The organism is Synechococcus sp. UW106, assembly GCF_900474015.1.
Classification (GTDB): domain Bacteria; phylum Cyanobacteriota; class Cyanobacteriia; order PCC-6307; family Cyanobiaceae; genus Parasynechococcus.
This window is the reverse complement of the sequence record NZ_UCNV01000008.1, coordinates 211,547-233,647: the sequence shown is the minus strand read 5'-3', so window position 1 is coordinate 233,647 and position 22,101 is coordinate 211,547. Positions and strand designations below refer to the sequence as shown.

22 protein-coding genes are annotated in these 22,101 nt (G+C 60.4%); 8 read left to right on the top strand and 14 right to left on the bottom strand.

Translation table 11 applies throughout. The features are described from left to right. Nucleotides 1-22: 22 nt before the first annotated feature. The 10 genes from recG to DXY30_RS05970 all read right to left on the bottom strand — a co-directional run bounded on the left by recG (nucleotide 23) and on the right by DXY30_RS05970 (nucleotide 9,915). Entirely contained in the window at nucleotides 23-2,476 is a 2,454-nt protein-coding gene (gene recG / locus DXY30_RS06015; protein ID WP_244281328.1) for an ATP-dependent DNA helicase RecG, read from the bottom strand. A 32-nt stretch (nucleotides 2,477-2,508) separates the two neighbouring features. Beyond that, a complete protein-coding gene (locus tag DXY30_RS06010; RefSeq protein ID WP_115094222.1) occupies nucleotides 2,509-3,630 on the bottom strand; it encodes a hypothetical protein in 1,122 nt (373 codons plus the stop codon). A 5-nt stretch (nucleotides 3,631-3,635) separates the two neighbouring features. Then, entirely contained in the window at nucleotides 3,636-4,295 is a 660-nt protein-coding gene (tsf, locus tag DXY30_RS06005) for a translation elongation factor Ts (RefSeq protein WP_115023284.1), read from the bottom strand. Nucleotides 4,296-4,373: 78 nt separating this feature from the next. Continuing rightward, complete coding sequence (rpsB, locus tag DXY30_RS06000; RefSeq protein WP_115023287.1) at nucleotides 4,374-5,090, bottom strand: 30S ribosomal protein S2; 717 nt, start codon at nucleotides 5,088-5,090, stop codon at nucleotides 4,374-4,376. A 130-nt stretch (nucleotides 5,091-5,220) separates the two neighbouring features. Beyond that, complete coding sequence (locus DXY30_RS05995) at nucleotides 5,221-6,153, bottom strand: glycosyltransferase family 2 protein (protein WP_115093784.1); 933 nt, start codon at nucleotides 6,151-6,153, stop codon at nucleotides 5,221-5,223. A gap of 87 nt (nucleotides 6,154-6,240) precedes the next feature. Beyond that, nucleotides 6,241-6,396 carry a hypothetical protein gene (locus DXY30_RS05990; RefSeq protein WP_006850288.1) on the bottom strand — a complete coding sequence of 52 codons (156 nt, stop codon included), beginning with the start codon at nucleotides 6,394-6,396 and terminating at the stop codon, nucleotides 6,241-6,243. Between the two features lie 33 nt (nucleotides 6,397-6,429). Continuing rightward, nucleotides 6,430-7,110: a DevA family ABC transporter ATP-binding protein gene (locus tag DXY30_RS05985; RefSeq protein WP_115093783.1), complete on the bottom strand. Its 681-nt coding sequence runs from the start codon at nucleotides 7,108-7,110 to the stop codon at nucleotides 6,430-6,432. Beyond that, entirely contained in the window at nucleotides 7,110-8,279 is a 1,170-nt protein-coding gene (devC, locus tag DXY30_RS05980; RefSeq protein WP_115093782.1) for an ABC transporter permease DevC, read from the bottom strand. Before devC ends, DXY30_RS05985 begins: the two co-directional genes overlap by 1 nt. Next, nucleotides 8,276-9,172, bottom strand: coding sequence for an HlyD family efflux transporter periplasmic adaptor subunit (locus DXY30_RS05975; protein ID WP_115093781.1), 897 nt, complete (start codon nucleotides 9,170-9,172; stop codon nucleotides 8,276-8,278). Before DXY30_RS05975 ends, devC begins: the two co-directional genes overlap by 4 nt. Continuing rightward, nucleotides 9,172-9,915, bottom strand: coding sequence for a phycocyanobilin:ferredoxin oxidoreductase (locus DXY30_RS05970; protein ID WP_115094220.1), 744 nt, complete (start codon nucleotides 9,913-9,915; stop codon nucleotides 9,172-9,174). The genes DXY30_RS05975 and DXY30_RS05970 overlap by 1 nt, the downstream gene beginning before the upstream one ends. A gap of 18 nt (nucleotides 9,916-9,933) precedes the next feature. Here DXY30_RS05970 and DXY30_RS05965 point away from each other — a divergent pair, with 18 nt between their 5' ends. Together DXY30_RS05965 and DXY30_RS05960 are read left to right on the top strand one after the other, a co-directional pair. Beyond that, complete coding sequence (locus DXY30_RS05965) at nucleotides 9,934-11,217, top strand: pitrilysin family protein (RefSeq protein ID WP_115093780.1); 1,284 nt, start codon at nucleotides 9,934-9,936, stop codon at nucleotides 11,215-11,217. Continuing rightward, entirely contained in the window at nucleotides 11,214-12,470 is a 1,257-nt protein-coding gene (locus DXY30_RS05960; protein ID WP_115093779.1) for a pitrilysin family protein, read from the top strand. Before DXY30_RS05965 ends, DXY30_RS05960 begins: the two co-directional genes overlap by 4 nt. Here the strand turns inward: DXY30_RS05960 and DXY30_RS05955 are convergent. Further along, on the bottom strand, nucleotides 12,467-12,694 hold the full coding sequence (locus tag DXY30_RS05955) for an NAD(P)H dehydrogenase assembly family protein (protein WP_115093778.1): 228 nt from the start codon (nucleotides 12,692-12,694) through the stop codon (nucleotides 12,467-12,469). The genes DXY30_RS05960 and DXY30_RS05955 overlap by 4 nt on opposite strands. Before the next feature lie 56 nt (nucleotides 12,695-12,750). On the opposite strand from DXY30_RS05955, the gene DXY30_RS05950 reads away from it, so the two are divergent. Genes DXY30_RS05950 through DXY30_RS05940 form a run of 3 tightly spaced genes read left to right on the top strand, consistent with a single transcriptional unit; the run spans nucleotide 12,751 to nucleotide 15,417 of the window. Then, a complete protein-coding gene (locus DXY30_RS05950) occupies nucleotides 12,751-13,320 on the top strand; it encodes a biotin transporter BioY (protein WP_115093777.1) in 570 nt (189 codons plus the stop codon). Then, entirely contained in the window at nucleotides 13,317-13,793 is a 477-nt protein-coding gene (gene lspA, locus DXY30_RS05945; RefSeq protein ID WP_115093776.1) for a signal peptidase II, read from the top strand. The genes DXY30_RS05950 and lspA overlap by 4 nt, the downstream gene beginning before the upstream one ends. 34 nt (nucleotides 13,794-13,827) lie before the next feature. Then, nucleotides 13,828-15,417 carry a YcjF family protein gene (locus DXY30_RS05940; RefSeq protein WP_115093775.1) on the top strand — a complete coding sequence of 530 codons (1,590 nt, stop codon included), beginning with the start codon at nucleotides 13,828-13,830 and terminating at the stop codon, nucleotides 15,415-15,417. 128 nt (nucleotides 15,418-15,545) lie between these two features. On the opposite strand, the gene DXY30_RS05935 is transcribed toward DXY30_RS05940, so the two are convergent. Then, on the bottom strand, nucleotides 15,546-16,949 hold the full coding sequence (locus DXY30_RS05935; protein WP_115093774.1) for an aminotransferase class V-fold PLP-dependent enzyme: 1,404 nt from the start codon (nucleotides 16,947-16,949) through the stop codon (nucleotides 15,546-15,548). A 40-nt stretch (nucleotides 16,950-16,989) separates the two neighbouring features. Between DXY30_RS05935 and DXY30_RS05930 the strand changes: the two genes are divergently transcribed. Next, nucleotides 16,990-17,493 (top strand): nucleoside deaminase, encoded by a 504-nt coding sequence (locus tag DXY30_RS05930; protein WP_115093773.1) that lies wholly within the window; start codon nucleotides 16,990-16,992, stop codon nucleotides 17,491-17,493. On the opposite strand, the gene DXY30_RS05925 is transcribed toward DXY30_RS05930, so the two are convergent. Together DXY30_RS05925 and DXY30_RS05920 are read right to left on the bottom strand one after the other, a co-directional pair. After that, nucleotides 17,465-18,661, bottom strand: coding sequence for an alanine--glyoxylate aminotransferase family protein (locus DXY30_RS05925; RefSeq protein WP_170951163.1), 1,197 nt, complete (start codon nucleotides 18,659-18,661; stop codon nucleotides 17,465-17,467). The genes DXY30_RS05930 and DXY30_RS05925 overlap by 29 nt on opposite strands. A gap of 96 nt (nucleotides 18,662-18,757) precedes the next feature. Beyond that, a complete protein-coding gene (locus DXY30_RS05920) occupies nucleotides 18,758-19,282 on the bottom strand; it encodes an allophycocyanin subunit beta (protein ID WP_115023308.1) in 525 nt (174 codons plus the stop codon). A 206-nt stretch (nucleotides 19,283-19,488) separates the two neighbouring features. On the opposite strand from DXY30_RS05920, the gene glnA reads away from it, so the two are divergent. Both glnA and DXY30_RS05910 read left to right on the top strand, forming a co-directional pair. After that, nucleotides 19,489-20,910: a type I glutamate--ammonia ligase gene (gene glnA / locus DXY30_RS05915; protein WP_006849711.1), complete on the top strand. Its 1,422-nt coding sequence runs from the start codon at nucleotides 19,489-19,491 to the stop codon at nucleotides 20,908-20,910. A gap of 115 nt (nucleotides 20,911-21,025) precedes the next feature. Continuing rightward, entirely contained in the window at nucleotides 21,026-22,099 is a 1,074-nt protein-coding gene (locus DXY30_RS05910; RefSeq protein ID WP_115093772.1) for a class I SAM-dependent methyltransferase, read from the top strand. The last annotated feature ends 2 nt before the right edge of the window (nucleotides 22,100-22,101 follow it).

Here is a 22,101-nt window from a genome sequence, read left to right as displayed (position 1 = left end):
CGAATCGTTGAGAGGGGATGGGTCAGTTCAGGGGGGTGCCGCCGCTGAGGCGACGCTGCTGCTCATCCAGGGTCTTGCGCAGCAGCGGGAGCTGTTCAAGGTCTGGATCATGTTTCAGCAGCTCCTGAGCCGCCGTTCGTGCATCCTCCAGAACAGCACCATCATCGGCAAGGCTGGCCAAAGCCAGATCGGGCAGGCCCGACTGACGGGTCCCCAACACCTGTCCAGGACCGCGCAGACGAAGATCCATCTCAGCGATCTCAAAACCGTCAGTGGAGCGCACCAGCACATCCAGACGCTGGCGTGCCAAGGGATTGGAACTGCCATTGATCAGCAGGCAGTGGGAAGCGGCGGCGCCCCGACCGACGCGCCCCCGCAATTGATGCAACTGCGCCAGTCCAAAGCGCTCGGCATGGTCGATCACCATCACGCTGGCCTCAGGTACATCCACGCCCACCTCCACCACCGTGGTCGACACCAGCACCTGGGTCTTGCCGGCAGCGAACGCGTTCAACACCGCCTGCTTGTCGACACTGGAAAGACGACCATGCAGGAGACCGACAGCCAAGTCAGGGAAAACCTCCGAGGCCAACTCGGCATGAACTTCAACAGCCGAACGAAGCTCGAGTTTCTCCGACTCATCCACCAGCGGCAGGACCACATAGGCCCTCTGGCCAAGCTGAACCTCCTCACGGATCAGCTCATAGGCCTTCTCGCGCTTACCTGCCGTGAGCATGCTGGTGCGAATCGGTGTGCGACCTGGAGGTAATTCATCGATCTGGCTGACATCCAGATCCCCATGCATCGACAACGCCAGAGTGCGTGGGATCGGCGTCGCTGTCATGGTGAGCAAGTGGGGCTGCAACCCCTTATTGAGCAGACGATCCCGTTGGTGAACCCCGAAGCGGTGTTGTTCATCAACCACCACAAGCCCCAGGCGATTGAAAACGACCGGATCCTCAAGAAGGGCGTGGGTCCCGACAAGAACCTTCAGAGAACCATTGGCCAAGTCATCCAACAGCTGACGGCGGCGTGGTCGTGGTGTGGATCCCGTCAACAAGGCGACGCTGACGTGAAGCTGAGGCAACCACTGGCAGAGATTGCGGTAATGCTGCTCGGCCAGCACCTCCGTGGGGGCCATCAGGGCCCCCTGCCAACCAGAGGCGATGGTGCTGAGCAACGCCGCAATGGCGACCACCGTCTTTCCCGAGCCGACATCCCCCTGCACCAGTCGGGCCATGGGTTCGGTGCGACCGAGATCGGCTTCAATTTCCTGAAACACGCGTTGCTGGGCTGCGGTGAAGCGGAAGGGAAGAAGGTCCATGAACTCCCCCACAAGCCCATCGGCACTGGTCTGAAGATCGAGATCAGGCCCCGTCCGAGAGCGCAGCAGCTGACGTCGTCGTAACAGGCCCAACTGCAAGAGCAGAAACTCATCGAACACCAGCCGGCGGCGGCCCCGATCGAGGCTTTCACGATCCTTCGGCGCATGCAGCGCTTGCAAGGCTTCCGCCAATGTCGCCAGCTCGAATCGCCGTTGCAGCTCAGCAGGAAGGGGATCGGGCCAGGTGGCCGCGAGGGGCAAGACCTGATCAATCAAGCTGCGGAAACGGTCAGCACCAACCCCTTCGGTGAGGGGGTACACCGGCAGAAGACGACCGATGCTGGGGGACTTCACAGGAGAAGAGGGGCTGTCCAACACCTCAATCAACGGATCCTGGAAGGTGATGCCGTAGGGGCCGTCCTTGACCAGACCACTAACGGCCACGGTGGCACCAACGGGATAAAGGCGCTGCTGACCTTTGAGGTACGCCGGAGAACTGAAGCGTTTGCCAGCCAGGAAGCGACTCACCTTCAGGCGACCTGTCGGATCCTGGAGCTGGAGCTCAATGATCGCGAGATTGGTGTTTCTTGGGCTGACAAATCCATTGCAGCGGCGGATCGTGGCAACAATCGTGGCGGTCTCTCCCGACACCAGCGCCTCAATACGCCGCATCGCCGAGTAGTCGACATGATCTCGGGGGTAGTAGCGCAGCAGGTCGCGCACCAGAAGCAGGCCGATCGACGCCAGCCGTGCGGCGAATTTCGGACCCACACCACGAATTTGCGTGATCGGGCTATCGAGCTGCAACGGTGACGCAGGCCGCTGAGCGCCCTCTCCAGACTTGGCGGACGACTGAACCTTCAGCCTTGGCGGTGCCATGGGGGCCGAGGGTTCCAGGCGATGGCGCAGCTCATACAGCCACTGGCGAGCATCGGTAACGAGACGCCGGCGGGCAGGATCAGCCAACTCCGGATACTCGGCGAAACCAGCGCTGAGCCTGGTCATCCGATCGGTTACGGCCTGAGGGAAGGGCAGTGATGGTGGCGCTGCAAGCTGCTGATGCAGAAAGTCGTGAAAACGCTGCTGGCGACCCTGCAAGTTCCGAAAGCCTCGGTCGGCCTCCAACCCCAGCGAACGCTGGATAGGAAGCATCCATGCCAGCAACAGCGACAGTTGCTCGCCGGTCAGTCCCCGCTCAGCTGCTGCGTTGAATCGGATGGGGTCTGCCAATGGGTACGGGCCTCACGATCGAGGGAGCGACGCTGCCAGTGGCGTTGCTGCCGAACCATTGTGAGCAGAGCATGGTGGTGAGTGCGCAAACGCTTGCGGCACTGACGCAGTCGTGGGCTGTCGAACTCCAGATCGTTGCTGCGCAGGAGCACACAAAGAACATCCATGCCCTGGTCGAGATCACCGACGGCCAGAGGGAGCCGCAAACGCAACACATTTGTGGCCGTTGGCTGTGTTTCCACCTGACCCTTCAGGACGGCGTCGAGAAGGCTGATGGGCAGAAGCGTCTGGGCCAGCCCTGACCGCAGCATCTGCACATTCACAGCGTGGGACAGGTTGCGAAGCCGTCGCTCAAGCGCCTGATCCATGGCGTGGATCCAGTGCAACAGCGCATCCGGCTCACGGGGAAGGAAGTGGTCGTCGCCTTCAACAGACTGATCAAATGCGCCACTGGCCTCGACGGGCGTTTGTGCCTGCTGCATCGCATCACCGGCCAGCTCGAACAGCGAGCGGAGCACATCAAGATCCCCTGAAGGTTGGCTGTCTGGTTGTTCAGGGAGAGGTTCAACAACCGGACCTGAACCTGGATCTCCCTGGGGGGAATCGAGGGGGGACGCCAGGCTCAACTGAATGGAGCCACTGGGTTCGTCCTGCTGCGGAGGAGACGATGGCGACTCGGACGCAGCGTCTCTGTTCAACGTCTGACGGCCGAGGTTCTGAAGCATGGTTCGGCTGGCATGGGCCTGCTGCCGCCGCTGCTCTTGCTGCATCTGCTGAACAAGCTGCATCAGCTGCTCCACCGTGAGCAGGACGCTGCAGCGCTCAATCAGATTGTTGACCGACGCATGGAAGTTCTGGCGGGTCGAGTCTGGAAGCCGACTGAATCGGGAAGGATCAACCTCTCCGAGAAGATTAAACAGAGCCTGACGGGTGGCTCCTGGAAGCAGCTCACGCAGCACCTGGAGATAGAGAGCCTGCTCCCGGTAGAGGGCGATGGCCCGCAGCCGGCACAACCGTTGAAGGCGCGCCAGCTGATCTGCCGGGTCGTAAGCAGGCCTGACGTCCGGGTCGGACAATGGAATCAGCCGGCGTTCTGCATGGACGCCACTTCAGCGGCGAAATCGTTCTCCGCCACCTCGATGCCCTCACCAAGGGTGTAGCGGGTGAAGCGACGAACCTTCACGTTCTCGCCGATCTTGCCGGCAGCCTGCTTGACGAGATCAGCGACGGTGATTGAGCTGTCTTTAATGAAGGGTTGCTCCATCAGAGCGAGTTCCTTGAGGCGCTTGCCAATCCGACCTTCAACGATCTTTTCCTTCATCTGTTCAGGCTTTCCGTCGAGGTCGTCTCGGCCCATCTCAATCGCCTTCTCGCGCTCACGGATCTCGTCGGGGATCTCGTCGGTGGTGACGTATTCCACGTTGGGGCATGCCGCCACTTGCATCGACACATCCCGAAGAAGTTCCTGGAACATGTCGCCACGAGCCACGAAGTCGGTTTCGCAGTTCACTTCGATCAACACACCCACCCGGGCGCCGGTGTGGATGTAACTGCCGATCGCACCCTCGGCAGCGGTGCGTCCAGATTTCTTTTCAGCGCTGGCGATGCCTTTCTGGCGAAGCCATTCAACGGCTTTATTGGTGTCCCCATCCGTTGCGGCCAGGGCCTTTTTGCAGTCCATCATTCCCGCGCCGGTCTTGTCGCGGAGTTCTTTGACAAGCTTGGCGGATACGGCAGCCATCGGTCGGAAGGGAAGAAAAGGGTGGATGCGCCGTTCTCCGTCATCGGAAAACGGCGAGGTCGAGAAGGGGAAGGGTGATCAGGCGTCGGCGTCGCCGCCACGCTGATCGTTGGAACCGTGGCGACCTTCATTGATCGCGTCGGCCAAACGACCCAGGACCAGCTGAACGGAACGTACAGCGTCGTCGTTGCAGGGAATCGGAACCTCGCAGAGGTCCGGATCGCAGTTGGTGTCGAGCATTGACACCAGGGGAATGTCGAGCTTGCGGGCTTCAAGCACCGCATTGGACTCACGGCGTTGGTCCACCAGAACCACGACGTCGGGGAGACGGCGCATGTTCTTCAGACCGCCCAGGTACTTCTGGAGACGCTCAAGTTCGCGACGAAGCACCGCACCCTCCTTCTTGGGGCGCATGGCAATGGCGCCACTGGATTCCATCCGCTCCAAATCCTTGAGACGGTCGATCCGGGCCTTCATCGTGGTCCAGTTGGTGAGCATTCCGCCCAACCAGCGCTGGTTCACATAGGAGGCTCCGCAGCGGGCAGCTTCGAGAGCAACCACTTCAGAAGCTTGCTTCTTGGTGCCAACAAAAAGGAAGCGCTTGCCGCTGCGAGCAGCGGAACGGGTCCACTTGTAGGCGTTGTTCATGCAGACAGCGGTCTGCACAAGATCAATGATGTGAACACCATTGCGCGCGCAATAGATGTAGCGCGACATCTTGGGGTTCCAACGACGGGTCTGGTGCCCAAAGTGGGCACCAGCCTCCATCATCTCGGCGAGGGTGACGACAGCCATGGTTTGTGGGTTTCGGGTTCGCCTCCACCTGCCAGGGACCTGAACAACCAGCAGATGCTGGTGTCACGGTGCACCCGAAACGGGCAGGTGTGCGGAGTGAAAGGACCTATAGAAGGTATCAAAACGTTGATCAACGCAGTCCAGCTGCTTTGGCTTCGCGGAACAGGGCACGCACACCGATGCGATTCAGAGGCAGACGAAGCAGCTCCATCGCAGTCCCCGGGTAGCCATGACGAATTAACCAGCGGAGCAGGGGGCGAAGGCTGGACGGATTAATCAGCCCCCCGAAAGTCAGAAGCTCCCAGAGGATCCGATGGAACCAGGTGAACTGGATGATCAGGCGCACCCGCCGGGTTGGATGCTTGCGGAAGAACACCAGCCCCATGCGGGCCCGTTCTCCCTCCACTTCCACAAGGCGGGGGATTTGATCCAGGCTCAGAGCAGGGTGCCAGTGATAGCCGACAGCGGCAGGACACTTCACCAACTCAACCCCCATCCGCCGCAGGCGCTCACCAAGTTCCAGATCCTCCCAGCCGTAGAGGCGGAAACCTGTGTCGAAAAGGCCTGAGCGCTCCAACACCGCCCGATCGATGGCCACGTTCCCCGTAGCGAAATAGGCCCAAGACAAGTCCCTCAACTTGTGACGTTCTGAGCGGGGCGCCTCGAAGTTGGCCGTGTTGATCACAGCGCCATAGGTGAAACAAAGGCGATCACCCCGTTTCTGCCAGCACTGCCTCAGGGCTAGTGCGTGGGTCTCCAGAAAGGTCTCTGTGACCACCAGGTCACTGTCGATGAAAACAATGACGTCACCACGGGAATGATCGACGCCCCGGTTTCGCCCTTCCGCAGGACCACCATGCTCCTGCTCAATCAGACGCACATGGGGGAAACGATCCGACTGGTGCCGCAGCCACGACGGCGTTCCATCGGTGGAGCCGTCGTCGACCACGACAACCTCGTAATCATCCAGAGCACCGTCGAGCTGCTGATCTTCCAGTGCCGAGAGGCATTTCTCGAGAATCGGGCGTCGGTTGTAGGTCGGGATAACGACGCTGACGAACATCGCGACAGCCGATGCAGAAGGAACCCACCCTACGAACAACAAAAAAGGGGCCCAAAGGCCCCTTTTTTCTGAACATTGCTTGGCAGATCAGTCCGCCGCGCCACCATTGTTGGCGGTTCCGGTCACGCCATTGCCAGCGCCTTCACCACGGCCATCGTTCCGCATCTTGCGCTTCTTGAACTTGCGGGCGTAGGCGCGGTTCCGCTCCTGCTTCTCTTTCTTCAGGTTTCTGCGCTTGGCCATGCGGAACTGCGGGCTCTTGAATCAACGTTGAGTCTACTCAACGGCATTCAGCAGCCGCCCATCCTCCATCTGGAGCACGCGATCGGCGACATCAACGATGCGTGGATCATGGGTCACCATCAGCACCGCACAGGACTGTTCGCGTGCAAGTCGGCGCAGCAGCTCCACCACCTCCCTGCCGGTGCGGCTGTCAAGGGCGGCTGTGGGCTCGTCCGCCAGGAGAAGCCTGGGATTAGCCGCAAGGGCACGGGCAATGGCGACCCGCTGCTTCTGGCCTCCAGACAAGTCATGGGGGACTTTGGCCATGTGGTCTTCAAGGCCTACAGAGCGGAGCCACTGACGGGCCTCATCCCGACGGGCCCTGTAACTGAGATCAGGCAGAAGATCAGCTCCCATCTGCACGTTCTGTTCAGCCGTGAGGCAGCGCAGGAGGTTGTGCCCCTGAAAAATCATTCCAATGCGTCGGCGCACCTGCTGGCGACGACGACGGCCGGCTCCATCCAGGGATTGCCCAAGCACAGACACCTGGCCCTTCTGAACCGTCCGCAGGGCGCCGATCAAGGTGAGCAGCGTTGTCTTGCCACAGCCGGAGGGTCCGGTCAGCAAAACCACTTCGCCCGGCTGGATGCTGAAGCTGATGTTCTGAAGAACCTCGCGGCGCATCTCACCTTGACCGAAGGCATGGGAGAGGTTGTCGACAACAACAGCGGCCATCAGAAGATCTCCGCAGGGTCTGCATCAATGAGACGACGCATGGCCAGGAACGACGACAACATGCACATCACCAGGATCATCACCAGAACGGTCAACGCCCGCGAGAGATCCATGCCGACGGGCAGCTTGGTGGCGTCACGAACGAACCAGTACAGACCCTGACCGGCCAGATAGGCGGGGACGTACCCCATCGCCGCCAGATAGAAGCCCTCACGGACCACCACTCCCAACAAATGGCTGAGGCGATAACCCATCGCCATCAAGGTGGCGTATTCCGGCAGGTGATCACTCACATCGGTGTACAGCACCTGGTACACGATCACGCAGCCCACAACGAACCCCATGGCAGCGCCGAGGGTGAAGATGAAACCGATGGAGGTGCTGCTCTTCCAGTAGTTCTGCTCGAAATCGATGAAGCCTTGCTTGGTTAACACCGAAACATCCTTGGGAAGGCGTTCGCTCAACCGAGACACAACCTGCTCAGGATCCGCTCCTGGCTTCAACCGCACCAGACCCACTTCGATCGCCCCAGGAGGTTTCTGAGGCATCAGATCGAGAAACGTCTCTGTGCTCGTAAGCAGATTGCCGTCGGCACCGAAGCTGGTGCCCAGGCTCACCAGACCTGCCACCCGGACGCGGTTGCCAGCGATCTCGGTTTCCACCACCCGGCCATCGCGATACCACTCAGCAATGGGTCCGAATTCAGGGCGTGACAGCTGATCAAACAGGATCCGCCCTTTCTGCTTGAGAGCGTCAGTTTTCTCAGCCAGGGAGGGGTCGACGAAGAAGGGGTCATCGGGATTGAAGCCCAAGGCCAGGATCGACCGGTTGCGCCGCGTTTCGGGGTTGCGCCAGAGCATCAGCCCCCAGTGCACCGGGGTCACCCCCTCGACATCGGGATCAGCCAGGGTCTGAACCAGCCGCCGCCTGGGAAAGGCTTCCATGCTCACGGAGCTGGCGGAGCGGGGACTGATCAGAACGACATCGGCATCGAACAGCCGGTGCGCCGTGACGCTGGCGTCAAAGAGGCCATCACGGAATCCGAGCTGCATGAACATCAGAATTCCCGCAAAACTGATGCCGGCAAGTGCCACCAGCAAGCGAACGGGCTGGCGCGTCAGCAACAGCCAGGAGAGGGGAATCCGACGCCCCCGCCAGAACCGGTTCATGGATCGAAGCGGGCAATCACCTTCAAGCCAGCCAAACGGCTGACTTTGGCTGCATCTTCAGGGTTGAGCACCACATCAACGACCACAACGCGGGCGTCGGCATCGCCGGTGGGATCGGTGGAGAGAACAGATCGTTGTTCCACCTGCGGGCTGATGCGCAGCACGCGCCCGATAAGTTCACCGCGGAAGCCACCGTTCTCACTGGTCAGGCGAACGGACTGGTCGGGGCTAATCCGAGCGATATCGGATTCGTAAACCTCGATGCTGGCCTGCATCGCCTGGTTGGCCCCCACGTCCATCACTCCCTCCACGCCAGGGCGCTCGCCTTCACGGGCGTGCAACTTGAGCACGACACCATCAATGGGAGAAATCAGCTGGCTCAGCTCGAGATCGGCCATGAACCCCTTGCGTTCAGCCAGGGCCTGATCCCGCTGTCCCTGAAGGCGCACCAACTCCTCCCGCTTGTTGTCCACCAAAGACAACTCAGCAGCTCCCCAGTCCGCGGCTTGCGTGAAACGCTCAACCTCAATGGCCTGAAGACGGATCTCCTGGTCCAGGCTTCTCAGCTCAGCGTCAACACGCTCTAGGTCTGCCAGGAGGCCAACACGGTGATCAAACGCCGCCAAAACTTGGCCGCGCTTGATCGAATCTCCCTCGTTCACCTGAAGGGAGGCAACCCTCGGGGTCCCCGCCATTCCCGCGTTGGGAGCCGCCAAATTGCGAATGTCCCCCGCAGGCTCAAGTTGCCCCAAGGCAGCAACGGCTTGCGGACGAACCGATCGTTCAGCAGGGGGGACAACAGGTGTTGGGGCCGGCTTTGGTCGAAGCAACCAGCCGCCGACTGCAGCGATGACCAAACTTCCAGCCACAACAGACCAGCGCTTGGGACTCATCACGGTTCGGGTGGATTGTCGAAGAGCAACAAATCGATGTAGCGATCGGCCCAAGCCGAATCGAAGGCCTTCTCGAGAACGCGTCGGGTCTTGTCGTTGCGTTTCTGCTGAAGGCAATAGTTCAGCTGACCCTCGTACCGGCGAACTGTAGTGAGAGCAGTCGATGGTTCGGGAGTCGCTTCGATCACGCTTGTTGCCATCACCTGCAGGTAGTGGCTCACCAGGTCATGAAAGGCCGTCTCCTCTTCCACACCATCCGGGCGAATGAAGCAGACCTTGCTGGAGAAGATGGCTGATCCCCACGCCGGTAGGTCCCGGACCTGCCGAAACGCAGGCCAGGGCTTGGCCTCTAGACGACTCAGCAACTGCTCCGGCAGGGCACCTGAGGTGGGAGAGAGATCGACGATCGCGGCGGAAATACCAGCCGGGCCGGCCACGATGTCAGCCCCGAAAATCGGCAGGTCATAGCAGGGATCCGGGAACCAAACGCTGTGGAGGATTTGAAGACCGTTCCCGAGTCGCGCGACCTCCAGATGCAATTTGCGAAGGCCGACACAGCGAAAGAGTTCATTCCCGATCGTCAGCCCTTCACCATCGAGCTTCCCCTTGATGAAGCGCAAATCATCATCACAGGGAAGGATCTCCAATCCGGGTAATCCTTGCCAGGCACTGCGAATCGACGCTGCCAAGGCATGCACAAGAGGATGCTGTCCTGGCGGTTGCGCCAGCGGCTTGGGCTGCATCGAAGAAGCAGGCACAGAATGGAACTTTGCCACGCAGTTCTGAACATTCCGTTCTCCGGCCCATCACTGGACCATTGGACTCTCCCCAACGGAGTGCGCTGCGTGACGGCAGACATGCCGGATGCACCCTTGACCTGTCTCGATCTTTGGTGCCGCGCAGGCAGTGCCAGTGAGCATCCAGGGGAAGAGGGAATGGCCCATTTCCTTGAGCACATGGTCTTTAAGGGCAGTGAGCGGCTAGCCGCAGGGGCCTTCGATGAGGCGATCGAGGCCCTGGGTGGCAGCAGCAATGCAGCCACAGGCTTTGACGACGTCCACTTTCACGTGCTGACACCACCGGATCGGGCCCGCGAAGCGTTGGATCTGCTGCTGGAACTTGTTCTGCAGCCGAGCCTCGATCCAGGCGGGTTCAATACAGAACGGGGTGTGGTTCTGGAGGAGATCGCGCAATACGCCGATCAGCCGAATGAGCAGGTGCTGCAACTGCTGCTCAGCAAAGGCTGTGACCAACACCCATATGGCCGCCCGATTCTTGGAACCCCCCGCAGTCTGGAGGCCATGACCCCGGGCGCTATGGAGGCGTTTCACAAACGGCAGTACCGCGGTTCCAACTGCTGCCTGGCGGTGGCCGGCCCCGCATCCACTGAGCTGCGCTCCGCTATAGGCTCCTCGGCTCTGGCCGGACTCCTGAATGCCCCTGGCCCCTCAGCCCGGTCAGCCCCTCTGAGCGTGCGACCCGGACGCCAGAGCGTCGCGGTGGATCGCCTGGAATCAGCGCGACTGCTGATGCTCTGGGAGGCGCCCCAGGCCCAGGATCAGGGCGGCGTGATGGCGGCGGATCTCGCGACGACACTGCTAGGGGAGGGACGACGCAGTCGTCTCGTCAACCGCCTGAGAGAGGAGCTTCAGATCGTTGAAAGTGTGTCGATGGACCTATCGGTTCTGGAGCAGGGGAGCTTGATCACCCTGGAAGTGATCTGCCCAGATGAGCATCTGGACGCTGTTGAAGAGGAGGTCAACCGTGAGTTGCGCACCATGGCGCGGGAGCTTGTCACCGATCAGGAACTGAAACGGGGGCAACAGCTGGTGAGCAATGGGCTCCGATACGCGTTGGAATCGACCGGTCAGGTCTCAGGACTCTGTGCCAGTCAGACCCTCTGGGACCGTCAGCAGGACCTGCTGCACCCCCTTGCCTTCCTCCCAACGTGGACAGCGGAGCGGCTGCGCTCGGAGCTGTTTCCCAGGCTTCAACCCGAAAAGGCCTTCATCCTGACGGCCCAAGCCAAGTCGGAGCACGAATGAGCAACCCCGAACTTCTGGTCGAACCGGTCGCAACCCCGGGGATATTGGCCGCAAAACTGCTGCTCCCTTTCGGCAGCGCAGAGGACCCTGCCGGGGCTCGTGGAGCCCATGACCTGCTGGCGTCCCTGCTCAGCCGAGGCTGTGGAAATCACAACAACCTTGAGCTGGCTGATCTGGTGGAGGGATGCGGCGCCGGTCTGCGCTGTGATGCCCAGGAAGACGCCCTCATCCTGAGTCTGCGCTGCACGGTGGAAGATGCCGAGCATCTTTTGCCCCTACTGGCGCAAATGGTGCGAGCCCCCCACCTTGAGCCCGATCAGGTGGCCCTAGAACGTTCGCTCACGATTCAGGCCTTACAGCGGCAAAGGGAGGACCCCTTCCATTGCGCCACGACCGGCTGGAGGCAACTGACCTACGGCAGCGGTGGCTACGGCCATGACCCTATGGGCATCACCGAGGAGCTGATCGAACTGGATCGGAAGGTGCTGCTTCCCCTCGCCGAACGGCTGCCAGAGGCCTCCAGTGTTCTCGCCCTTGCGGGCAGCGTCCCGCAACACCTCGTCGATCAACTCCATTCGCTTGAGGACTTCCGCAACTGGCCTAAGGGCAGAGCGCAGGATTCCGCCAGCCGACTCCCCTACGCCGAAGGAGTCGGCACCGAAACAATCCACCTTGAACCGATGGACACCGAACAAGTGGTGCTGATGCTGGGTCAGGCAACGTTGGGGCATGGCCAGCCGGATGAGCTGGCCTTACGGCTGTTGCAGTGCCATCTAGGGGTTGGGATGTCGAGCGTGCTGTTCCAGCGCCTGCGTGAAGACCATGGCGTGGCCTACGACGTGGCAGCCCACTTCCCTGCCCTGGCAGGCCCCGCACCCTTTGTGCTGATGGCGTCAAGCGTGGAGGAACGGGCCAACCTCGCCCTGGACTTGCTGCTAACGATCTGGGAGGAGCTGCGGGAGCACCCCCTCAGCGAGGCAGAGCTTGAGCTTGCAAGAGCGAAGTACATCGGCCAGCTCGCCCAAGGACTGCAGACCTGCTCCCAAAGGGCTGAGCGGCGCGTACAGCTGAAGGCGCAGGGCCTCCCTGAAGATCATGACCAGAGATGTGTTGATGCCCTTTCGCAACTGACATCGTCTGATGTTCGCGATGCAGCAGCGCGCTGGCTCAGCGAACCACGGCTCAGCCTCTGCGGAACCTCCGGAGCACTGGAGCAGCTCGCACGACGCTGGCAGCGCCGTGTTGCTGGTTAGTCCGCCTCAGCGGCATCGACGGCATCCAGCCGGTCGAGGGCGATCAGGAACGTGCCCCGACGGAAGCGGACGGCCACAGTATCCATCGGATGCAGCGCAACCACCTCACCCACTTCACCGGCCGCCACCAGATCCGGGGGACGCAACATCGGCATCGGATCAGCGGATTTCAGGAAAGGAAGCTGCTGCTTCAGGAGCAGGCGATCACCAATCGATACCGTCATCTGAACTGGGCAGGATCTGCATTGTCGAGCAGGATGGGCCGAGTTGACGGATTGATGTGAGGGCTCTCGCCTCCTGGTGTGGTGCCCTGGCGGGTCTGCTGGCCATCCTCATTGGTGGTCTTGTGCCGGCAGCGATGTATCTGCCTGTGCCGGAACCAATTGTTCTTCCCCTGCCCGTGACCTGGCAGGTGCCAGCCCTCCTCCTCTGCGCCATGGTGAGCGGCCCGCGCGCCGGTGTGATGGCCGCCGTTGGGTATCTGACCCTGGGACTGTTCAGCCTGCCGGTGTTCCATGGCGGTGGCGGGCTGAGCTACGTGCTGGAACCAGGTTTCGGCTATCTGGCGGGTTTTGTTCCGGCGGCCTGGCTCACCGGTCGCCTGGCGCAGCAGGACGGTATGAACGACCTGCCCAGACAGTCGCTGTCCGCCCTTGCAGGACTCCTGGTTCTTCAGATCTGCGGTCTCCTCAATCTCGCCATCGGGGCCATTTTGGGTCGATGGACGCTTGGATTCCTCGAGCTCCTGATGCAGTTTTCCATCGGCCCATTGCCTGCACAGATGCTGCTCTGCATCGGTGCAGGACTGCTCTCGGTTGTGTTGCGTCGGCTGTTGATCATTGAGTCATGAACAGAACCCTGCCGCGTCAATCAACCCTGCTAATTGCTCTTGTCATCGTTGTGGTGGACCAGGTCAGCAAGGGTGTGGCCTCCAGCGTTTTGCAGGATGGCCACACCCTTCCCCTGCTACCGCACCTGATCTCCCTACAGTTGGTGCACAACACCGGAGCCGCATTCAGCGTGCTGCGGGGATCCACTGCCCTCCTTGGACTTCTCAGCTTGGGGGTCGGCATCGGTCTGATTCTCTTGATCTGGCGACAACGAGTTCTGCCGTTTTGGCAAGCACTTGCTTCAGCAGCGCTTCTTGGCGGCACCCTGGGCAACGGGCTCGATCGCTGGCGCCTGGGTTACGTAGTCGATTTTCTGGCGCTCGAACCGATCGACTTCCCGATCTTCAACGGAGCCGATGTCGCCATCAATCTCGCTGTGCTCTGCTTCGGCATCGATCTCTGGACCCGTCGTGGTGAAACCAGCCGTGGCTGACTCAAACTTGCCCTGAGGCTGGTGTGACGAAGGCATGAAACGTCAAACCAAGTTGCTCATCGGTCTTGCAGTTGCCTTTGTGGCACTTGTGGTGATCGGTGTTGCCGTTCAAACGATCCGCAGCCTGCTGTGGGATCTGAGTTACTTCCTGCCTCCCTGGCTGCTTACGCCGGTTCTGCTTCTGGGTCTTGTGCTGCTGGTGACTGTGGTGATGCAGGTGGGCTGGCCAATGTGGAAACGCTGGAAGTCAGGCCCCCCTCAACACCCGCGGCAGCCAGCCGCCGCTCCTCAGAACCGCAGGGACGCCGCAAACACAAGCCTGGGCCATGTAGATCGTTTGATCGAACGCATCCAGGACAACATCAGCCGCCGGAGTCTGCAAAACGAACGCGATCGCGTCGCGGACGAACTGAAGCGAGGGGATCTGGTGGTTGTTGTGTTCGGCACCGGATCCAGCGGCAAGACATCGCTCATCCGTGCGCTGCTCAATGAAATGGTCGGCGATGTGGGTGCCCCCATGGGCGTCACAAAAACCAGCCGTGCCTACCGCCTGCGTTTGAAAGGGTTAGAGCGTGGTCTGCAACTTGTCGACACCCCAGGGATCCTTGAAGCGGGAGAGGAAGGCCTCAGCCGCGAAGAGACGGCCCGTCGTCGGGCGGTACGCGCCGACCTGTTGATCGTTGTCGTGGACGGTGATCTCCGAGCCTCGGAATTCGCCGTTGTGCAATCCCTTGCTGGCCTCGGCAAGCGGCTGCTCTTGGTGCTGAACAAGCGGGATTTACGAGGTGTGGATGAGGAAAAACGGCTCCTGCAGGTGCTTCGATCCCGTTGTCAGGGACATCTCAACACTGCCGATGTGGTGGCCTGCAGTGCATCTCCTCAATCGATTCCTCAACCCGGTCGTCGACCCCTGCAGCCGATGCCTGACGTGAGCGATCTGCTGCAACGCCTCGCCGTCGTGCTTCATGCCGAGGGTGAGGAATTGATTGCCGACAACATCCTTCTCCAGTGTCGGTCACTCGACAGCCGCGGTCGTGACCTGTTGAACGACCAGCGCTCCCGGGAAGCCAAACGCTGCATCGACCGTTACAGCTGGATGGGCGCTGGGATCGTCGCTGCCAACCCATTGCCAGGTGTGGATCTGTTGAGTACCGCAGCAGTGAATGCCCAGATGATTCTGGAAATGGCGAAGATCTACGGGGTTGAGATGTCCCGGGATCGTGCCAAAGACTTGGCCATGTCCCTCGGGCAAACCCTGGGCAAGTTGGGCATCGTCAAAGGGGCCATGTCCTTGCTGAGCACCAGCCTCAGCCTGAGTTTGCCCACCCTGATTCTTGGTCAGGTGCTCCAGGGGGTGGTCACCGCATGGCTCACCCGAATTGCTGGAAGCAGCTTCATCCGTTACTTCGAACAAGACCAAGACTGGGGCGACGGCGGGATGCAGACCGTCGTGCAACAGGCCTTTGAACTCAATCGGCGGGAACTCTCGCTGCAGCGCTTTCTTGCCAGTGCCATGCGGCAAGTGGTGGAACCGCTTCAGCAGTCGGCAGCGGGGCGCCTTCCGCCCCGGCCAGAGCCTCAGCAGGAGGGGGGAGCATCGGCCCCCGGGCATCCAAAACCGTGATCAGCAGCAGATAGATCACACCAATCGCAACTGAAATTGCACCGGTGACGATCGCAACCCAGCGTGAACCCTGCTTCTGTTCCGGCATGGGACCCACTCAAACGAGGGCGATTGTGGACGATCAGGCTTCAGGCCAGCGATGCATTCAGCCGATCGGACAAGTCGCGGAGATGCTGAGCTGTGGTGTGCGGGTTACCCAAGACCGCTTTAAGACAGAAACGGTCGCCGTAGAAGGGTCTCGAGAGCATGTAGCCGTGAGAGAGAAGCATCTGGCGGGTCTCTTCACTCCAACAAGCGGCAGCATCAATTCCCCCCTCCCTGGCCTGGAACGCCAGAAGGTGAAGGTCACCCGACAACAGCGTCAGCTTGTTGGGATCCAACATGGAGGCAAAGGCCTTTCGCCGTTGCAAGGCACCGCTGAGGGTCGCTTCAATCCCCGCCTCACCCAGCTGACGCAGGCCCAGCCAGAGCTTGAGGATCTCCGCGGGCCTGGTTCCCTGCAAGCCGATCTCCCCACCGTGGTCCACCCCATTGGGCGCCTGCATGTAGGGCAATCCTGTTGAAAAGGCCTGGCGGAGGTGGGTGCGATCCCTCAGCAACAACAGCGATGAAGCTTTGGTGATGCCCAGCAGTTTCTGAGGATTCAGAGTGATCGAATCCGCCAACTCCATGCCGCACATCAGAGATGCGTGGCTGGTGCTCAGGGCGAACACACCGCCGATGGCTGCATCCACATGCAACCACACCCCTGCATCACGACAGAGTGCGGCAAGATCCGAGAGTGGATCAATGGCGCCACGCACGGTTGTCCCAGCGGTGGCCACCACCGCCAGACAAGGGCGGCCCTGGGCTTGCAGTGTTGTCAACCGCTCGCCCAAAGCGTCAAGACAGAGGCCGCCGTCGGGGACCACCGGAAGCGTCTGGAGGGCATCCTCCGACAGACCCATCACCCTTGCCGCCTTGTTGATCGAGACGTGGGCGTCTTGGCTGCAGAGGAGCACTGGATCCCCCTGCATCGAGCTCAAGGCGGCCCGTGCCGAGACCAGTGCCATGAGATTGCTCAGGGTTCCACCACTAGCCAGAACGCCTCCGGATCCTTCCGGCAACCCAATCCTGTGGCAGAACCAGCGGCAGAGATCATGTTCCAGGCCAGTCAGCCCAGGAGACAGTTCCTCTGCCAGGAGATTGTTGTTCAAGCCCGCGCAAACCATCTCCGCCGCAATGGAGGCGGTGAGAGGGGGCGGATCAAGATGAGCCAAGGCACCGGGATGAGACGGCTGGTAAGCCCCATCCATCACTTGCTGCAGATCACTCAGGAGTGATTCGACACCAGCTCCTTCCAGCCCGGGAGCCACGTCAGGCAAAGGGCGCATCAAGGGCACCGGGCCCGTTCGTTCAGCCGAGCCGATCCAACGGCAGAGCAGATCTGAACTGCGGTGCAAGAAGTCATTCAGTACCGGGTCTGCAGCCGAGGGGATGGCGAACGGAGCGAGCCGATCCGATGGGTGCTGAGACTCGGAACAGGCTTGCAACGGAGACCCGTGAACTTCAGTGATCTTCGCGTCTCGTGGGATGGTGCTCAAAGGACAGCGTGTGACGGCGGTGGATCAGCGGGACGACTTCACTCGCTGGATGGACGTTCTGCTCCAGCGTGCCGAGGCCACTGGCACGGAAGGAGAGGTACCAGTTGCCGCGGTGATCCTGGATGGAAACGGAAAGGCCATTGGACATGGACGCAACAGACGCCAGACCCATATGGACCCCCTTGGTCATGCCGAACTGGTGGCGTTACGACAGGCAGCGGTGGTAAATGGCGATTGGAGATTCAACGACTGCACCTTGATCGTGACCCTCGAGCCCTGCCCCATGTGTGCGGGAGCCTTGGTGCAGGCCCGAATGGGAACAGTGGTGTATGCCGCATCTGACCCTAAACGCGGTGGTTTGGGGGGCAGCCTCGACCTCTCAACCCATGCAAGCGCGCACCATCACATGGAGGTGGTGCGAGGTGTGCGCGAGCCTGAAGCAAGAGGGCAGCTGGAGCGCTGGTTCAGGCAGCGGCGGCTTCAGAACCGCTAAAGCGAGGTAGCTCTGTCTCAAACAGGTTGAGGAGACGATTCACATTTTCTGGGTTGGAGTTGTACCCCATCAGCCCGATTCGCCAGATTTTTCCAGCAAGGGTCCCGAGACCACCGCCCACCTCGATCCCGTGGTTGTTCAGCAGGTGCTGACTGAAGGCCTTTCCATCCACACCTTCAGGGATGCGAACAGTGGTGAGCGTCGGCAGTCGACGGTCGGCCGGCACATGCATAGAAAGCCCAAGACTTTCGAGGCCGCTCCAGAGCAATTCCGCATTGCTGCGGTGTCGAGCCCAGGCCTGATCTAGACCTTCCTCGGCCAACAGGCGCAATGCCTCGCGCATGCCGAAATTCATGTTGACTGGCGCCGTGTGGTGGTAGACGCGATCACTGCCCCAGTACTGATTAAGCAGGGACACATCGAGGTACCAATTGGGAACCTTGCCCTGACGGGCTGACATCTTGGCCTCGGCGCGAGGGCCCATCGTGAAGGGTCCAAGGCCCGGAGGGCAGCTCAATCCTTTCTGGCTGCAGCTGTAAGCGAGATCAACCTTCCACTCATCGATATAAAGCGGAACTCCCCCCAAGGACGTGACGGTATCGAGCAGCAGCAAGCAGTCGTGCTTGCGGCAGAGATCGCCAATGCCGTCCATGGGTTGGCAGACACCCGTGGAGGTTTCGGCATGAACTATCGCCAGGATCGCGGGCTTGTGCTCGATCAGGGCCGCTTCGAGTTCATCGAGAGAAAACCACTCTCCCCAGGGCTTATCAATGGTTTTGACATCAGCGCGGTAACGCCCCGCCATATCTGCCAGACGGAGGCCGAAATATCCCTTCACCGCAACAAGAACGGTGTCTCCAGGTTCCACGGTGTTGGCCAGGGTTGCCTCCATGGCGGCACTCCCGGTACCACTCATCGGAAGCGTGAGGCGGTTGTCCGTCTGCCAGGCGTAGCGCAGAAGTTCCTGCACCTCACCCATCAGCTCGACGTAAAGAGGATCAAGGTGACCGATGGGGGTTCGCGACAGAGCCTTCAGAACCGTCGGGTGCGCGTTCGAGGGGCCTGGTCCCAGAAGCAGTCGATCTGGAGTGCTGATCGGTGCAAAAGCTTTGCGATGACGATCGTCAACAGGAAGAAGAGAGTTCGTCGTCGCCAAAGCCCTGATCATTGGTTCGTGGTGATGAGCCTACGCAGTCATGCCCCTCGGAAGAGATGAGAGCTGCACGATTGCAATCTGTTCAAATCTTGCGCTGAACTTTTGAGTTCAACGTTGGCGCACATTGGTTTCAGCAAGGCCTTTGGCCAGGTGATCAAACGGCTGCAGAACAGTGGCGAGCTGCTCGGATGCCGCACCGTTGGCCAGAAGCATCTCGGCCACGACTTCCCCGAGCAAAACAATGCTACGGACAGTGGGGCCCGTAGGAACGCCAAGGCTCTTGTAGGTGTCGTCCAGCCCGTTGAGAACACGCTCATTGAGAATCGTGCTGTCGCCAGCAACCAGGGCATAGCTGGCGTAGCGCAGGAAGTAATCCATGTCCCGCAGACAGGCAGCGAGCCGACGGGTCGTGTAGGCGTTTCCGCCAGGAAGGAGCAGGTCCGGCTCATCCCGGAACAGCCGCTGGCTGGCCTCACGCACAATTTCGGCGGCGGAACCGTTGATCAGCTCAACAGCCTGAATCCGCAGCGTGGATTCATCCAGATACGCATTGATGCTGTCGATCGCTGGACGATCGAAATAACGACCCAGTTGGTCGTAGCGACCGATCAGACCGCTGATTGCATCGCGCATTTACCTGAATCTCCAGAGGATCCCCCGCGGACGCTAACACCGTTGAAGCGGGCAAATCCTTTGGCAGGCCTGCATTTCGGCCAAGTTGACAGAAACGGTTACGCAGTTGACTCCATGCAGCTGGAACGTACCTCTTGATACAAAATGGTGAGTTGTGGCTCTATACGGTCACATCACTGCACAATTCAGTCGAGCAGTCCTTTCTTATGTCGAAATCCCCCCAGGACGTCCTGCGCCAGATCAAGGACGAAGGCATCGAACTGATCGACCTCAAATTCACCGATCTGCACGGCAAGTGGCAGCACCTAACGGTCTGTACCGATCTGCTGGAGGAAGAATCCTTCACTGAGGGCCTGGCCTTTGACGGTTCATCCATCCGTGGATGGAAGGGCATCCAGGCCTCCGACATGGCCATGGTTCCCGACGCCAACACGGCCTGGGTTGATCCCTTCTATCGGCACAAAACCCTGAGCATGATCTGCTCGATTCAGGAGCCGCGCACCGGTCAGCCCTATGAGCGCTGTCCCCGCGCCCTGGCCCAGCGTGCTTTGAATCACCTCGCCAGCACGGGGCTGGCCGACATGGCCTTCTTCGGTCCTGAGCCTGAATTCTTCCTCTTCGACGACGTCCGCTACAACTCGGCCGAAGGTGGCTCCTTCTACAGCGTCGACACGATCGAGGCGGGTTGGAACACGGGTCGCATCGAGGAAGGCGGCAACCTCGCCTACAAAATTCAAGTGAAAGAGGGGTACTTCCCCGTTGCTCCCAACGACACAGCCCAGGACATCCGCTCAGAGATGCTTCTGCTGATGGGGCAACTGGGTATCCCCACCGAGAAGCACCACCACGAAGTTGCCGGCGCAGGCCAGCACGAGCTCGGCATGAAATTCGCTGAGCTAATCCAGGCAGCCGACAACGTCATGACGTACAAGTACGTCGTGCGCAACGTGGCCAAGAAGTACGGCAAGACAGCCACCTTCATGCCCAAGCCGGTGTTCAACGACAACGGCACAGGTATGCATGTGCACCAGAGCCTCTGGAAAGGTGGTCAGCCACTGTTTTTCGGCGAAGGCACCTACGCGAACCTGTCGCAGACCGCCCGCTGGTACATCGGCGGCATCCTCAAGCACGCTCCGGCCTTCCTGGCCTTCACCAACCCCACCACCAACAGCTACAAGCGTCTGGTGCCCGGCTTCGAAGCTCCAGTGAACCTGGTGTACTCGGAGGGCAACCGTTCCGCCGCTGTGCGAATTCCTCTCACCGGCCCAAGCCCCAAGGCCAAGCGCCTCGAATTCCGTTCCGGTGATGCCCTGGCCAATCCATATCTGGCCTTCAGCGCCATGATGATGGCTGGCCTGGATGGCATCAAGAACCAGATCGATCCCGGCGACGGCGAAGACCGCGATTTGTTCGAGCTTCCGGCTGAAGAGCTTTCGAAGATCGCAACGGTCCCGGCTTCCCTCAATGGTGCCTTGGAAGCTCTGAATGCCGATCGTGGCTTCCTCACCGCTGGCGGAGTGTTCAGCGACGACTTCATCGACAACTGGATTGACCTCAAATACGAAGAGGTTCAGCAGCTGCGTCAGCGTCCTCACCCCCACGAATTCACCATGTACTACGACGCCTGATCAACACTCGTTGAGACCCACGACCCGCCTCGCAGGAGGCGGGTTTTTTTGTGGACTGCTTGGCACGCGGTTGCGCGTCACATCCGCTGGAATAGAGCTGTTGTCTGAATCCGCGATGGCGTCAACGCCCCTGAGCAAGCTTGCGTACCAAACGCTTCAGCAAGGCAAAAGCATCGCGGGCCTGGCTCACAAAGAGCTGAGCACCAAGCTGATGGAATGGGTGGCTCCCGATGCCGTTCCCAAAACGGAAGCAGTATCCACCGAGGTGCTCGGGGAACTGCGCCTGGATATGAACAAACTCCAGGAACAGGATTGGCAGGAGGCTCAATGGGGGATCTATCCGGAGCAACTGCTCTTTGATGCGCCCTGGCTCGACTGGGTCAGCCGTTATCCACAGGTGTGGATGGATCTCCCCTCCACCTGGGATCGACGCCGTGAGCGCAACGTTCGCGATCTGCCACGGGACACCGAAACAGCGCTTTACCCCGACTACTACCTTCAAAATTTTCACCATCAAACCGATGGATATCTGAGTGATCACTCCGCTGGTCTCTACGACTTACAGGTTGAGATCCTTTTCAACGGCACAGCCGATGCCATGCGTCGACGGGTCCTGGCTCCGCTCAAACGCGGCTTGAAGCATTTCGCTGACCGGGCTCCGGGCTCCCTGAAGATCCTTGATGTGGCCACCGGCACCGGTCGGACGCTGCACCAAATCCGAGCTGCTGTTCCTCACGCGCAACTCATCGGGACCGATCTCTCCGAGTCGTACCTCCGTCAGGCCAATCGCTGGTTGAATGCCGGGGACGCCTCGCTGGTTCAGCTGATCCGTGCCAATGGGGAATCACTCCCCTTGGCGAATGACTCGGTTCAAGCCGTGACCTGTGTGTTCCTGCTGCATGAACTGCCAGCAGAAGCTCGCCAAAACGTTCTCAACGAGGCTTGGAGGGTGCTCGAGCCAGGCGGCGTTTTGGTTCTTGCCGACTCTGTACAGATGGCAGATTCAGCCAAATTTGCCGCAGTGATGGAGAACTTCCGGCGTGTCTTCCATGAGCCTTACTACCGGGATTACATCGGTGATGACATCGACAAACGCTTAACAGCTGCAGGCTTCGAGGGAATCACAGCTGAATCCCATTTCATGACGCGGGTCTGGTCAGCACGCAAACCCACCAATGAAGAAACCTGATA